Consider the following 14,076-nt stretch of genomic DNA (forward strand, 5'->3'; position numbering starts at 1 on the left):
ATTTTTTACAAAGTTAATTTATATTTTTTAATTGATCCATCCCAAAGGGTCTACAGGAGTTCCACCATTCCAAATTTGGAAGTCCAAGGTAAACGTCCCATCAAAGTCTTCTCCTACGCCTCCAATTGCCGTTCCTGCTGCAACTTGCTGATTGGCAGAAACCATTGTATTCGCAAGATTTGCATAAACCGTAAAATAGTCTCCATGTTTAACCATAACCATTTTGGTTCCATCACCAGAAACAACCACTCGGGAAACTGTTCCTGGAGCTATACATTTCGCTACAGTTCCTCTGTTTACGGCTATTTTAATACCATTATTTTCTTCTACAATGTTTTTAAATACTGGGTGCGGTTGTCTTCCAAATCGGTGGGTAATTGTTCCATAAACAGGCATTCCCATTTTTCCGCGGTTGGCAACAAAACTATTTCCAATGGCACTTGTTACTCCGAAGTTCGTCATGGTTTTAGTTTCTGCAGCTTTTTTTGCATCTTCATTTTTCTTTACAAGATTCGCTTCTGCAACTCTTGCGGTGGTTGCTTTTTCTGCTGCTGCTTTTGCATTTGCTGCAGCGATTGCGGCGTCTTTTGCAGCTTCCGCTCGTCGTGATTCCGCTTTTTCTGCATCAGCAGCTTTCTTCGCGTCTTCTGTCTTTTTAGAGTCTGCTAAAAGTGCTATTTTCGCTCGCTCTGCTTCTTCCGCAGCTTTTCTGTCTGAAATATCCTTTAATCTTTTTGCTTCTTCGTCTGCTTTTCTTTTCTCTAAAGCGAGAGCATCCATTCGCGCTTTGTTTTCGGCATCAATTCTTGCTTTTTCTTTTTCTGCAGCTATTTTTGCCAAACGCATTTTCTCTGCTTCTGCTTTTTTGTTTGCCTCTTCTTTTGCTTTGGCAATCTTAATTTCTTCCGCGATTATTGATCGAATTTGACCCTCCAGCTTTTTGGATTGTCCTTGTTTCTGCTTCAATTCTGCGGTGAGCTGTACTTCGTTTTTCTTAAATTCCTGAAGAAGATTTTCTTTTAGTTTCCTTTCCGCTTCGATCGTGACTAAGTCTTTTTGCTGATTTGAAAGAATCGTCACTTTATCATTTACCGATTTTTGTTTTAAAGTTACATTTTGAAGAAGTTTCACAGCGGCATCAGAAATCTCTGTTGCTTTTTTATTCTGATAATCGGAGTAATCTTTCAGATACTGAACTCTTCTTAATGCTTCTCCCAAATTTTTTGAAGATAAAATAAAGGTCACTTTATTCTGAACGCCTTTATTTTTATAAGCTTTTACTAAAACTTCAGCATAATTTTTCCTAAGCACTGCAAGTTCCTTATTCTGGCGGTTGATCTCTAACTGACGTAGATAAATGTCGTCTTCTATTAAACGTTTTTCTTTTTGAGTATTGGTATAAACTTTTTCTCTAAGCTGTATTTTTTTGTTTACTTCATTCAAATACGCTACAGATAATTTTGATTCTTTTTGCGTCTTTGCAAGGTTTGTATTGATCGATGCAATTTGTTTTTTAAGTTCAATATTTTGTTTTTGAAGCTCTTCTTTCTTTTGAGAGAAAAAAAATCCGCACAGAAAAATTCCTACAAAAAAGCCTAATTTCCTAATCATCTAATTTCAGTTTTCGTATAATTATTGGGAACGGAGTATGGAGTATCCATTTTCGAACTTTCAAATCTCGTGTTTTCCAATAAAATTTGGCTAGTTTTTGTACCTTTTATAATTATTTTAACATTTTTAGGTAGCATCATCTCCTCGAAGCCTGTCCAATTCAAATACGAGATTTCTAGCTCATTGGTTTTATTTTTATCAACTAAATTGACTTGCATCAAATTAAAGTCGTTTGAAAAATCCATCGCAACACTATATTCTGAAACTTGACCGTTGTTTGTAAACGTTAAATTTTTACTGGAAATAAGGCGATAACCTTGCGCATTTTTGGTGACCAAAAAATCTTTTTCATTAATGGGAATAAACGTTTTTCCCAAAAGTAAGTTTTGCAAAGAACTGTAATCAATGAAATTTACATTCAACAATTTATTGAGATAAGAAAAATCAGATTCGATATAGGTTTTATTCCATTTTTCATAGCCTTTAATTCCTTCTGGTGTTGCAATTCCTCGTCCAACATTAAGAAAAATGGCAATCATATTCATCCACACTTTCTGGCCATTTTCAATATAAATAGTAGCATCTAAAGTTGGGATAAAAGTTCCGTTTTCAATACTGACGCGTGAGTTTATTTTAAGCTGCTGAAAGTTTGATTTTTCTTTAATTTTATTAAAAAAAGTTGCATTGGCAGCAATTGCATTATCAGTACCAATCGGATTATTGGTGGCTGTTTTGGCTTTACAAGAAAGTAACAAAACCGCGGTCATCACTATTAAAATATAATTTTTCATTTCATTTTTTTAGGTTGCAAGCACCTTTACAATATTAACGCCAAACCACACAATAGATTTTGTGTGGTTTGGGAATATGCTTTAAATTCTAAATTTTTAATGATTGTTTTTATTCGAAACAAAGTCTAAAACAGAGAAATCTCCCAAAGAAATCTCCCTAGAAACTCCGAAATATTGGGCAGAATTCCCAATCATAGAGTTGCTTAGATTCCCATGATCAATTACGGTGTTTTCCTGAATGAGGGAATTGTCAATATTAGAGTTGATTACTTTCGTATTATTTCCGATGGAAACTCCGGGTCCAATTTTCGAATTGTAAATTTCTACATTTTCCCCGATAAAACACGGCGGAATAATCATACAGTTTTCAATTTTCGCAGAAGCTGGATATTGCGAAAGATTATCTCTTTCGTATTCTAAAACTTTCCCGTTGGTTTCTACCGTTGCGTTTTTATTTCCACAATCCATCCAATCATCTACTTTTCCTAAAGAAAATTTCGCCCCTTTTTGGCGTAGATTTTCCAAGGCTGTTGTCAGCTGATATTCGCCGCCAAATTTGATGTCATTGTCCATGATGTGGTTGATTTCACTCATTAATTTCTCTGCAGAATTAAAATAGTAAATTCCAATGATTGCCAAATCCGACACAAATTCTTTTGGTTTTTCTACAAAATCCGTGATAAATCCGTAATCGTCTAATTTTACCACGCCAAATGCTGATGGATCCTCAACTTTTTTCACCCAAATCACCCCATCAGAATTTTTATCTAAAATAAAATCTGCTTTAAACAACGTATCTGCAAAAGCCACTACAACATCGCCTTGCATTGAAGCTTCGGCGCATTTGATGGCATGAGCAGTTCCGAGCGGCTCATCTTGGGTGTAAACAGTTCCTTTTGCGCCCAGTTTTTCGGCAATTTTAATTAAAGAAGCCTCCACTTCGGGTCCGAAATCACCGATAATAAAAGCAATTTCATCAATTTTTTCTCCGGCAACTTTCGCAATGTCTTCTACCAAACGTTGTACAATTGGTTTTCCGGCAATTGGGATTAAAGGTTTAGGAACGGTTAAAGTGTGTGGTCTTAATCTGGATCCTCTTCCAGCCATTGGAACAATAATTTTCATACGTGTATTTTTAGATGCTAAAATGTTCAGCAGTTTTTATTTAAATTTTTACGGTGGTACTTCCAAATCCGCCAGTTCCTCTAGTTGTTTCAGTCAATTCTTCCACTTCGAAAAAGGATGCGGTTTCATATTTTGCAATCACCATTTGTGCGATTCGATCTCCATTATTAACGGTAAATTCTTCGTTAGACAAATTTACTAAAATAACCCCAATTTCCCCACGATAATCTGCATCAATGGTTCCGGGCGAATTTAAAACCGTAATACCGTTTTTTATTGCCAATCCACTTCTGGGTCTTATTTGTGCTTCAAATCCTGCCGGAAGTTCCAAAAATAATCCCGTCGGAATTAATTTTCTTTCTAAGGATTTTAAAGTGACAGGTTGTGTTAAATTCGCAGATAAATCCATCCCTGCCGAAAGTTCGGTTTGGTATTTTGGGAGTGGATTTTCTGATTTATTGATTATTTTAATGTTCATTTTAACGCTTTCTTAATTTCAGCAAGGTATCTTTTTCAAAGTAAAAGACAATTGCCAAAAATACTAATAATAATAGGTTGCCGATTATTAAATTTCCTTCAAGTACGTAAAATGATAGTACCGAAAGAGAAAAACTTAAACCAAGATAACCCAGGATTTTTTTTATGTGATACGGAACCGGATAAAAATATTGCCCCAGAAAATAGGAAACAGTCATCATGGAAAAATAACTTAAAAAGGTAGCCCATGTTGACGCCCAATATCCGTAAACAGGAATGAAATAAATATTAATCCCAATCGTAACCGCTGCTCCCAAAACCGAAAGATACGCTCCAAAAATGGTTTTATCAGAAAGTTTATACCACACCGACATATTTAAATAAATCCCCAAAAAAACGGCAGCCATTAAAACGATAGGAACAATCGGGATTCCTTCATTATAAGCGGGATTAGAAAGATAAAGTTTTGCCAACCAATTTAGATTTACGCACAAAGCGAGCAAAATAATACAGTTAACGATCACAAACATATCCATCAATTTCGCGTAGGATTTCCCAGAATTTTCATTTTTTGCGTGGGAGAAAAAGAAAGGTTCAATTCCTAAAAGATATGCTTGCCGAAACAAAGTCAAAAATGTCACGATCTTGCAAACTGCGCCATAAATCGCCATTTGTTCGGTATTAATTCCGTCGGGTAAAAGATATTTCAAAAACTGTCGATCCATGGTTTCATTAATGACTCCGGCTAAACCTGCAATCGTGATTGGCCATGAATATCCCATCATTTTTTTCCAGAGATTCCCGTCGAAAGCTGCAATACGAACCGCTTTAATTTCCTGGAAAAGCAGCAAAAATGTCACGGCACTCGCAACCAGATTTGCCACAAAAACATATCCGATTCCGAAATTTTTATCATAGGTGAAACCGAAAAGTCCTTTGCTTCCAAGCTTCGGGAGAATAACAATGAAGAAAACCACTAATAAAAAATTAATAATGCCATTGATAATTTTAATCATGGCAAATTTTTTCGGCCGACCTGTTTTTCTTAAAATGACAAAAGGCATTGTGGAAAGTCCGTCTAATCCTAAAACGAACAACATCATCGTTAAAAGATTGATCTGATCTGGAGTTTTAAAGGCAATCGCTAAATCCTGCCGAAAAATAAAACAGAAAAACATGAACAAAAATGAAGCTCCTACCACACTTAAAGTCGCAGTTGAAATCAATTTTTGATGGTCTTCTTCTTTCTCTGCAAAACGGAAAAATGTAGTTTCCATCCCGTGGGAAAGCAAAACAATAATAATTCCCGCAACGGAATAAAAATCGATGAACGGTGCTAAAGCTTTCGGTCCAAAAGCATGCGTTACGAAAGGACTTATAATAAAGGGAAACAACCGGATTATCACGGTGCTTAAACCATAAATAGCGGTTTGTCCTAATAATTTTTTATACAATGGGTAATATTAATTTTTGCAAATGTAAAAAATTTTAAATCGCAATTTTTGAACTTCAAATAAAACCTTAAATTTACCCTTGAAACCGACTCTTATGAAAATCCTCCTTAAAAATGCTACGATCGTCAATGAAAATCAAATTTTCGAAAGCGATTTGCTCATCGAAAATGATTTAATTTCAAAAATTGAAAAAAATATTTCTGAAGAAAATGTGGATCAGATCATCAATGCTTCTGGAAAATATCTTCTTCCTGGAATCATTGATGACCAAGTTCATTTTCGGGAACCGGGTTTAACCTGGAAAGGCAATATTGAAAGTGAATCCAGAGCCGCAATTGCAGGCGGAATCACGAGTTTTATGGAACAACCGAACACGGTTCCAAATGCAGTGACGCAAGAATTATTAGAAGTAAAATATCAAATCGCTGCCGAAAAATCGTTTGCCAATTATTCTTTTTTAATGGGCGGAACGAATGATAATCTGGAAGAAGTCTTAAAAACCAATCCTCGAAATGTCGCAGGAATAAAGCTGTTTCTCGGTTCTTCCACAGGAAATATGTTGGTGGATAATCCCGAAACGTTAGAAAAGATTTTCAGCAGTACGAAAATGCTCATCGCTGTTCATTGCGAAGATGAAGCGACCATCCGAAAAAATACCGAAAGCTTTAAAGAACAATATGGCGACGAAATTCCCGTCACTGCGCATCATTTAATTCGCAGCGAAGAAGCGTGTTATATTTCCTCTTCCAAAGCGATCGAACTGGCGAAAAAAACCGGTGCAAGATTACATATTTTCCATTTATCGACCGCGAAGGAAATGGAATTGTTCCGAAATGATATTCCTTTAAAAGAGAAAAAAATCACCGCAGAAGTTTGCGTTCATCACCTCACTTTTACGAATGAAGATTACGAAACCAAAGGAAATTTCATCAAATGGAATCCTGCCGTGAAAACGCAAAAAGATAAAGACGGACTTTGGGAAGCGCTTTTGGAGGACCGAATTGATGTCATCGCCACCGATCATGCGCCGCATACTTTAGAGGAAAAATCTCAGAAGTATTTAAAAGCGCCTTCTGGTGGTCCGCTTGTTCAACACGCTTTAAATGTGATGCTCGAAAATTTTAAAAATGGAAAAATTTCTTTAGAAAAAATCGTGGAGAAAATGTGTCATAATCCTGCAATTTTATTTCAGATTGAGAAACGTGGTTTTATAAAGGAAGGGTTCAAAGCAGATTTGGTTTTGGTTGATCTCAATGAAAAATACACCGTTTCCAAAGAAAATATTTTGTATAAATGCGGTTGGAGTCCGTTCGAAGGAACCGAATTTCATTCGAAAATCACCCACACTTTCGTGAATGGTTTTTTAGCTTTTGATAATGGAAAAGTTGCGGAGGAAAAACATGGTGAAAGATTGCTTTTTGGCCGTAAATAATTCTTTTATGAGATCAAAAATTTTACAGATTTTATTGGTAATTGTTTTTGCAACTGATTTGTTTTTCATTTTCAATAATCAACCAGAATTGCGGTTTTTTACCAAACCACTTTTGCTTCCGCTTTTGATTTTACTGTATTTCTCCCAAGTGAAATCTGCGAAAACTCAGTTGGATCAGTTTTTTCTGGCGGGATTGGCGTTCAGTTTTTTCGGAGATTTATTTCTGCTTTTCAAATGGGGTTTTCTGCCCGGATTAGGAAGTTTTTTATTGGCGCATGTATTTTATATTATTTCGTTTAAGAAAAAAGCGCAACATCAAATTTGGAAATTTTGGCCCATTATTCTTGGTCTTTATGCCTCAATTTTACTCGTTTTTCTTTTTCCTTATTTAAAAGAAATGAAAATTCCGGTCCTAATTTATGCGGTTGTAATTTCTGTGATGATGTATAACGCTCTAAAAACGCACAACAGAAATTTGATGATCGGTGCTCTATTATTCCTCATTTCAGATACTTTACTTTCCGTAAATCTTTTCGTGAAACCTTTAATGATTCTCAATTTATTGGTGATGATAACTTACGTTTTGGCGCAGTGGTTTTTGGTAAGAGGAATGCTTTTATCTAAAAATAATGGAAGGTCTTGAAACAATTTTCAAAAATATTCGTCTAATACTTTAAATAAATAATTTATGTTCAAAAAACTCTCACTGGCAATTTTCATGTTGCTCTTACCTCTGCACACTTTTGCACAGAATAAATTTGAGTGGAAAGAGGCCTCTAAAAACGGTTACACGTACAAATTCGTAACAAATGATCCGATGAGCGCCAGATTTTACACTTTGAAAAATGGCTTGACCGTTATTCTTAGTCCAACCAAAAAAGACCCAAGAATTCAGGCGTATGTTGCGGTGAAAGCCGGAAGCAAAACCGATCCTCGTACCAATACCGGTTTAGCGCATTATCTGGAACACATGGTTTTCAAAGGAACCGACAAATATGGTTCTTTGGATTGGTCAAAAGAAAAACCCGAATTAGACAAGATCGACGCGTTATACGAAACGTATAATAAAACCAAAGATGATGCTCAAAGAAAAGCGATTTACAAAAAGATAGATTCCGTTTCCGGAGTTGCAAGTAAGTTTGCCATCGCGAATGAATATGATAAAATGATGGCTGCAATGGGAGCTCAAGGAACAAATGCATTCACCAGTTTTGAGCAAACAGTTTATACAGACGATGTTCCAAGCAGTTCCTTGAATAAATATTTAGCCGTTCAGGGAGAAAGATTCCGTAATCCAATTTTAAGAATTTTCCACACGGAATTGGAAGCGGTTTACGAAGAAAAAAACCGAAGTTTAGACAGTGACGGAAGCAAAGTTTTCGAAACTTTATTTGCAGAATTATTCAAAAATCATAATTACGGACAGCAAACTACAATTGGAACCGTTGAACATTTGAAGAATCCTTCCTTAGTAGAAATCCGAAAATATTTCAACAATTATTATGTTCCCAATAATATGGGCGTGATTTTATCAGGTGATTTCGATCCGGATATGGTGATTGCGCAGGTTGACAAAGCTTTTTCTTACATGAAAAACAAACCGGTTGCAAAATATACCTTCAAGCCGGAAACTCCGATTTCCGCTCCTGTTGTGAAACAAATTACCGGTCCGGACGCAGAAAACTTAACGATGGGTTTCAGATTACCCGGAAATAAAGACAAAGATGTTTTGATCGCAGATTTAGTTGGACAGGTTTTAACCAATGGTAAAGCAGGTTTAATGGATTTGAACCTCGTGAAAAAACAAAAATTATTGCGCGCTTCCGCAGAAACTTTTACCCTGATTGATTACGGCGTTTTGTACATTAGTGCGGCTCCAACGAATGGTCAAAGTTTAGAAGACGTAAAATCTTTGGTCTTAGGCGAAATCGACAATCTGAAAAAAGGAAACTTCGATCAGGAATTAATTACGTCCATCATCAACAACATCAAGAAAAAGAAAATTTACGAATCGGAAACATATAGTGATCGCGCCGGATCTTTGATGGATGCGTTTACTGCAGAATTAAACTGGAGAGATCAGGTGGCGTATGTAAACGATTTATCCAAGATTTCTAAAGCAGATATCGTCGCTTTTGCCAATAAATATTTAGGCGAAAATTACGTAGCCGTTCTGAAAAGAAAAGGAGAATCTCCAGCTTCCCAAAAAATTGAAAAACCTGCGATTACGCCGGTTGAAACCAATGCCGACAAACAATCTGCTTTTGTAAAAATGGTAGGCGAAATGCCGAATAATCCTTCAATGCCCGTGTTTTTGGATTACAACAAAGACATCCAGAAATCAATGTTCGGAAAAGCAGAAGTGCTTTACGTTCCGAATACCGAAAATCAAATCTTCCGTTTGAAATACCGCTATAAAGTGGGGTCTTTAAATGATTTGAAACAACCACTTGCCGCGCAATATCTTCAGTTCTTAGGAACAGATAAAATGTCTGCCGAAGAAATTTCAAAAGCATTTTATAAGATCGCGTGTAACTTTACAGTTGCTGCAGGCGAAGAATACACCACCGTTTCCATCGAAGGTTTGCAGGAAAATTTTGATGCAGCCGTGAAATTGTATGAAGATCTGGTGCTCAATGTAAAAGCAGATGATGCTGCGTTGAAAAGTCTGAAAGAAAGACTGGCAAAAGCAAGAAAAGATGTAAAAGCCAACAAAGGCGCCATTATGCAGGGCTTAACAAGCTATGCTTTGTACGGCGAAAAAAATAAATTCAACAATGTTTTAACCAATGCACAGTTAGAAGCTACGACTTCCAAAGAATTGGTGGACCGAATTAAAAACCTCAACAAGTACGAACAAACCGTCATTTATTACGGTCCGGCTTCCATGAAAGATTTAGACAGCAAACTGAAAACCATGCATCCGGTTCCTGCGCAATTTGTCACCACAGATTCTACCAGAGTTTTCAAACAAATCCCGCAAACCAAAAACAAAGTCTTATTTACCGATTACGAAATGGTTCAGGCAGAAACACGTTGGATCAGAAACACCGATCAATACGATGCGAAAAAGAACACCATTGTCAAAGTTTTCAACAACTATTTTGGGGGTGGAATGGGTTCTATCGTGTTCCAAACCATTCGTGAGAGTAAGGCTTTGGCGTATTCTACCTACGGAGTTTACATGCAGCCGCAGAAAAAAGATCAGGAATATTATATGATGAGTTATGTGGGAAGTCAGGCCGATAAATTCAATGATGCAACTACGGCGATGACTGAATTGTTGACTAAAATGCCTGATCTGTCAGAGAATTTAAACCTCGCAAAAACGCAGGTGAAGAAAGACATTCAAACCGAAAGAATTACGCAGGACAATATCATCTTTAATTATCTGGCGGCGAAAGAATTAGGTTTGTCGGAAGATCCGCGCAAAACGATTTACAGTTCTGTAGACAATGTAAAAATGCAGGATTTGAAATCCTTCCACGATGCTAATTTATCCGGAAAACCTTACACTTACGCAATCGTAGCGTCAGAAAAAAGAGTTCCGATGAAAGATCTGGAAAAACTGGGCGAAGTGAAGAAGATTTCTTTAGAAGAATTGTTCGGGTACTAAACTTGACAAATAATTGATACAGAAACTGCTCCGTGATTTGGAGCAGTTTTTTTATTTTTATTTGGGCGCACATTTCCGCCCTCCGTTCCCGCTTTTTGTTCGTCATGCCTCCTCGCAAAAAGAGCTCCACTCAGGTCGGGGCGCAGTGATTGTTTGGTAGAGAGTTTATTTTAAAAAAGCTTAGAACAAAAAGCGCCAAGTGGGGAGACATTTCCTATGGATAGGTAATCTTCATTCTCTCACAATATTCTTCTATTGTAGAGTGGAAAAGAATGTCTTCAGATTTATCGATTATTACATAGATTCTTAATTCAGTCCCAATTGGCAACAAAGCAAGCGCTGTAGACACCGCACTTTTGTCAGACATGAAATCTTTTATTTTCCTACTATATCCTTTTATTGGAGCGATTAAATTAGCGTTTTTCATGAAAGGTTCAAAGAGATTTTGGTCAACAGGTCCAATAAAAGTATAATCAGTATCTTTTAAATAAGGTTCAAATTTCGACTGTTCTTCAATAAGATTTTCAATATTCATTTTTAAAAATTTTTGTGTTTTTCTTAGATTATTTTCTGCTAACGGTTTGTGCTTTGCGAGGAGTTTTTATCGAGATATAAAGTATCAATATAAATTTTTGTTGAATCATTATTATAAATTGATTTTCTAATTATAGGAATTTTATTTTTTAAATCTTGATTTTTTATCTCACCATTAGTTAGAGATTTATATCCAAACACAGTAGTCAAAATTAAAGCAATAATAAAAAATAGAATTTGAAGAAAAGAAAAAAATCTAATGTTGGAATTATTAATATTCAAATCGATTTTTTCGCAACATTTAATTTCGTTTGATTCTGAATTTTGAATTTCTTCATTTTTGGATTTGTCTTTTTGTTTGGTGTTTTTTGGTTGTAAGGTTCCAGTTAAAGCCATTAAAGTTAATACTCCAAACAAAATCGAAAATATATAAATTCCCCAAGTCCAAAATAATAGTGTTTTTTCTGAAGTGTAGTTTTCGCCAATTACATCTTTAGAAAAAGTTACCATTAATGCAATAATCCCAGTTGCAATTGTTACTAGTTGCTTTGTAGTTTCAGAAGCAAAATCAAAGGCTTTAAACCTAATATCTTTATCTTCCATAACTAACAAATTGGCCATAGAGGACAAATGCTACTTTTTGATTCATTAAGTGATTTGTAGCGAAGTATGTCCCTTCCTCCGAATTGTCTTTCTCTATTTTGTGCTAAATGTTCAAGATAGATATTAATATTTCTTTTTGCATTATCGATATCTGAAGAACTTATTCTTCCTTCTCTTTGCATTCGATTTACTGAGTTTTCTAAGATTGCATTAAAATCATCTTCCATTACTTTAGAAAATTCAGCATTTAATTGCGTAAGTTTTAATTCAGAACTCTTTTTTAATTCTTGAAATATTCTTTGATCCATAGTTTTGTTTTTATATGTGTTTTACTTTAATCGCTAACTTGTATTATGTACAACAAACTTTTACAAATCCCTCCAACTTCCGTCGGCTTCAGATGTAATTGTCATACTTATTCACCCGCTAAAATAGCAAAAATTCCTCCCCAACCAACTATTTCACCCATAAACTTTTACGAAATACACCCCATCCCCAAAAAATCTTTAAAAACAATTAAAACTTTTAGTTAATATTTTACCAATTCAGCAATATTTTTTCTAATTTTGGGTAAGCCAACAAGAGAAGAAGCGCATCCCGATGCAACTTATTTTAAGCACAAAACAGTGGCGGTGCTGCCAAAGTTCCCGAAAGCTTGTCGCACCTCTGCTTGAAGTTTTCGGGACTTACCGAAAGGTCATTCTTGAGTTAATCTTTCATATTACGAGAAAAACCGCCTGATTGGGTGGTTTTTTTTGTGGGAACTCCCTGTCATTCTGACGAAGGAAGAATCTCCAATCATAAAGAGATTCTTCACTCCGCTTCGCTGCGTTCAGAATGACAGTGGAATTTTTGCTCGGTTTTGTTAGGAATGACGGCGCATGTCATTCTGACGAAGGAAGAATCTCAAGAATTGTTAGAAAAAGACTTGTAAACCAAAAAGAGATTCTTCACTCCGCTCCGCTGCGTTAAGAATGACAGTGGAATTTCTGCTGCGTTTTGTTAGGAATGACGGCGCATGTCATTCTGACGAAGGAAGAATCTCAACAATTGTCAGAAAAAGACTTGTAAACCAAAAAGAGATTCTTCACTCCGCTTCGCTGCGTTCAGAATGACAGTCAATTTCTCCTGCGTTTCCTTAGGAATGACGACGCATGTCATTCTGACGAAGGAAGAATCTAAAAAAACTTTAAATCGAAATCATTCTTCAATGTCTTTATTTAGAAACCGCCAAGTTTGATTGAAGCCAGTAATTAAATCATCCTTCTTTTTTCTTGTCCATCCTTTAATTTGCTTTTCTCTGCTGATTGCAGTTTCAATATCTTGAAAACTTTCATAATAGAGGAGAAAAAAACATTTATACTTTGCGGTGAAATGTTTAGAAATGGCTTCCGGATTTTGATGCCAATATAATCTGGCTTTCAAATCATTCGTAACACCTGTGTATAAAACCGTTTTCATTTTATTTGTTAAGATATAAACGTAATAATTATGAGTACCTAATGTTTTCATCTTTGTGCTTTTTTGTAATATAAAAATACAATAAAAGTGGGAATTAAAGATTCTTCACTCCGCTCCGCTGCGTTCAGAATGACAGACCACTTATGATTACGAACCATGATATTGGCTCCACCTGCGCTTGTCATTCTGACGAAGGAAGAATCTCAACAGTTGTCAGAAAAAGACTTGTAAACCAAAAAGAGATTCTTCACTCCGCTCCGCTGCGTTCAGAATGACAGTGGAATTTTTGCTCGGTTTCGTTAGGAATGACGACGCTTGTCATTCTGACGAAGGAAGAATCTCCAATCATAAAGAGATTCTTCACTCCGCTCCGCTGCGTTCAGAATGACAGTGGAATTTCTGCTGCGTTTTGTTGGGAATGACGGCGCTTGTCATTCTGACGAAGGAAGAATCTCAACAATTGTCAGAAAAAGATTTGTAAACCAAAAAGAGATTCTTCACTCCGCTCCGCTGCGTTCAGAATGACAGTGGAAATTCTGCTGCGTTTTGTTAGGAATGACGACGCATGTCATTCTGACGAAGGAAGAATCTCAACAATTGTCAGAAAAAGACTTGTAAACCAAAAAGGGATTCTTCACTCCGCTTCGCTGCGTTCAGAATGACAGTGGAATTTCTGCTGCGTTTTGTTAGGAATGACGGCGCATGTCATTCTGACGAAGGAAGAATCTCAACAATTGTCAGAAAAAGACTTGTAAACCAAAAAGAGATTCTTCACTCCGCTCCGCTGCGTTCAGAATGACAGACCACTTATGATTACGAACCATGATATTGGCTCCACCTGCGCTTGTCATTCTGACGAAGGAAGAATCTCCAATCAAGATGAGATTCTTCACTCCGCTCCGTTGCGTTCAGAATGACAGAGGAACTTCTGCTGCGTTTCGTTGCGCTTAGAATGACAGTGTGTGCCATTCT

At 36.3% G+C, this 14,076-nt stretch carries 12 protein-coding genes; 3 read left to right on the forward strand and 9 right to left on the reverse strand.

Annotated features, from left to right (window positions below):
• Positions 1-27: 27 nt before the first annotated feature.
• The 5 genes from BW932_RS06005 to BW932_RS06025 form a co-directional block, all read right to left on the reverse strand.
• A complete protein-coding gene (locus BW932_RS06005) occupies positions 28-1,611 on the reverse strand; it encodes a peptidoglycan DD-metalloendopeptidase family protein (protein ID WP_076386405.1) in 1,584 nt (527 codons plus the stop codon).
• Positions 1,608-2,402: a DUF4292 domain-containing protein gene (locus BW932_RS06010; RefSeq protein ID WP_076386407.1), complete on the reverse strand. Its 795-nt coding sequence runs from the start codon at positions 2,400-2,402 to the stop codon at positions 1,608-1,610. Before BW932_RS06010 ends, BW932_RS06005 begins: the two co-directional genes overlap by 4 nt.
• A gap of 96 nt (positions 2,403-2,498) precedes the next feature.
• Entirely contained in the window at positions 2,499-3,527 is a 1,029-nt protein-coding gene (locus tag BW932_RS06015; RefSeq protein WP_076386409.1) for a sugar phosphate nucleotidyltransferase, read from the reverse strand.
• A gap of 40 nt (positions 3,528-3,567) precedes the next feature.
• Complete coding sequence (gene dut, locus BW932_RS06020; RefSeq protein ID WP_076386411.1) at positions 3,568-4,005, reverse strand: dUTP diphosphatase; 438 nt, start codon at positions 4,003-4,005, stop codon at positions 3,568-3,570.
• Between the two features lies 1 nt (position 4,006).
• A complete protein-coding gene (locus tag BW932_RS06025) occupies positions 4,007-5,458 on the reverse strand; it encodes an oligosaccharide flippase family protein (RefSeq protein WP_076386413.1) in 1,452 nt (483 codons plus the stop codon).
• Positions 5,459-5,552: 94 nt separating this feature from the next.
• Between BW932_RS06025 and BW932_RS06030 the strand changes: the two genes are divergently transcribed.
• The 3 genes from BW932_RS06030 to BW932_RS06040 are packed head-to-tail and all read left to right on the forward strand — an operon-like array spanning position 5,553 to position 10,506.
• Complete coding sequence (locus BW932_RS06030; protein WP_076386415.1) at positions 5,553-6,890, forward strand: dihydroorotase; 1,338 nt, start codon at positions 5,553-5,555, stop codon at positions 6,888-6,890.
• Positions 6,891-6,897: 7 nt separating this feature from the next.
• Positions 6,898-7,533 (forward strand): lysoplasmalogenase, encoded by a 636-nt coding sequence (locus tag BW932_RS06035; RefSeq protein ID WP_076386562.1) that lies wholly within the window; start codon positions 6,898-6,900, stop codon positions 7,531-7,533.
• A gap of 45 nt (positions 7,534-7,578) precedes the next feature.
• Positions 7,579-10,506, forward strand: a complete 2,928-nt coding sequence (locus tag BW932_RS06040; protein ID WP_076386417.1) for a M16 family metallopeptidase — start codon at positions 7,579-7,581, stop codon at positions 10,504-10,506.
• Positions 10,507-10,720: 214 nt separating this feature from the next.
• Here BW932_RS06040 and BW932_RS06045 read toward each other — a convergent pair whose 3' ends face one another.
• From BW932_RS06045 to BW932_RS06060, 4 genes are all read right to left on the reverse strand, one after another.
• On the reverse strand, positions 10,721-11,041 hold the full coding sequence (locus tag BW932_RS06045) for a hypothetical protein (protein WP_076386418.1): 321 nt from the start codon (positions 11,039-11,041) through the stop codon (positions 10,721-10,723).
• Positions 11,042-11,079: 38 nt separating this feature from the next.
• Entirely contained in the window at positions 11,080-11,643 is a 564-nt protein-coding gene (locus tag BW932_RS06050; RefSeq protein WP_076386420.1) for a hypothetical protein, read from the reverse strand.
• Between the two features lie 2 nt (positions 11,644-11,645).
• Positions 11,646-11,951: a hypothetical protein gene (locus BW932_RS06055; RefSeq protein WP_076386423.1), complete on the reverse strand. Its 306-nt coding sequence runs from the start codon at positions 11,949-11,951 to the stop codon at positions 11,646-11,648.
• Between the two features lie 892 nt (positions 11,952-12,843).
• Positions 12,844-13,155 (reverse strand): GIY-YIG nuclease family protein, encoded by a 312-nt coding sequence (locus BW932_RS06060; protein ID WP_076386425.1) that lies wholly within the window; start codon positions 13,153-13,155, stop codon positions 12,844-12,846.
• Positions 13,156-14,076: the final 921 nt, after the last annotated feature.

The organism is Kaistella chaponensis, assembly GCF_900156725.1.
Lineage (GTDB): Bacteria > Bacteroidota > Bacteroidia > Flavobacteriales > Weeksellaceae > Kaistella > Kaistella chaponensis.

Coding starts and splice junctions, on each gene's coding strand:
- BW932_RS06005 (WP_076386405.1), bottom strand. CDS start 1,611: ATGATTAGGAAATTAGGCTTTTTTGTAGGAATTTTTCTGTGCGGATTT.
- BW932_RS06010 (WP_076386407.1), bottom strand. CDS start 2,402: ATGAAAAATTATATTTTAATAGTGATGACCGCGGTTTTGTTACTTTCT.
- BW932_RS06015 (WP_076386409.1), bottom strand. CDS start 3,527: ATGAAAATTATTGTTCCAATGGCTGGAAGAGGATCCAGATTAAGACCA.
- dut (WP_076386411.1), bottom strand. CDS start 4,005: ATGAACATTAAAATAATCAATAAATCAGAAAATCCACTCCCAAAATAC.
- BW932_RS06030 (WP_076386415.1), top strand. CDS start 5,553: ATGAAAATCCTCCTTAAAAATGCTACGATCGTCAATGAAAATCAAATT.
- BW932_RS06035 (WP_076386562.1), top strand. CDS start 6,898: ATGAGATCAAAAATTTTACAGATTTTATTGGTAATTGTTTTTGCAACT.
- BW932_RS06040 (WP_076386417.1), top strand. CDS start 7,579: ATGTTCAAAAAACTCTCACTGGCAATTTTCATGTTGCTCTTACCTCTG.
- BW932_RS06045 (WP_076386418.1), bottom strand. CDS start 11,041: ATGAATATTGAAAATCTTATTGAAGAACAGTCGAAATTTGAACCTTAT.
- BW932_RS06050 (WP_076386420.1), bottom strand. CDS start 11,643: ATGGAAGATAAAGATATTAGGTTTAAAGCCTTTGATTTTGCTTCTGAA.
- BW932_RS06055 (WP_076386423.1), bottom strand. CDS start 11,951: ATGGATCAAAGAATATTTCAAGAATTAAAAAAGAGTTCTGAATTAAAA.
- BW932_RS06060 (WP_076386425.1), bottom strand. CDS start 13,155: ATGAAAACATTAGGTACTCATAATTATTACGTTTATATCTTAACAAAT.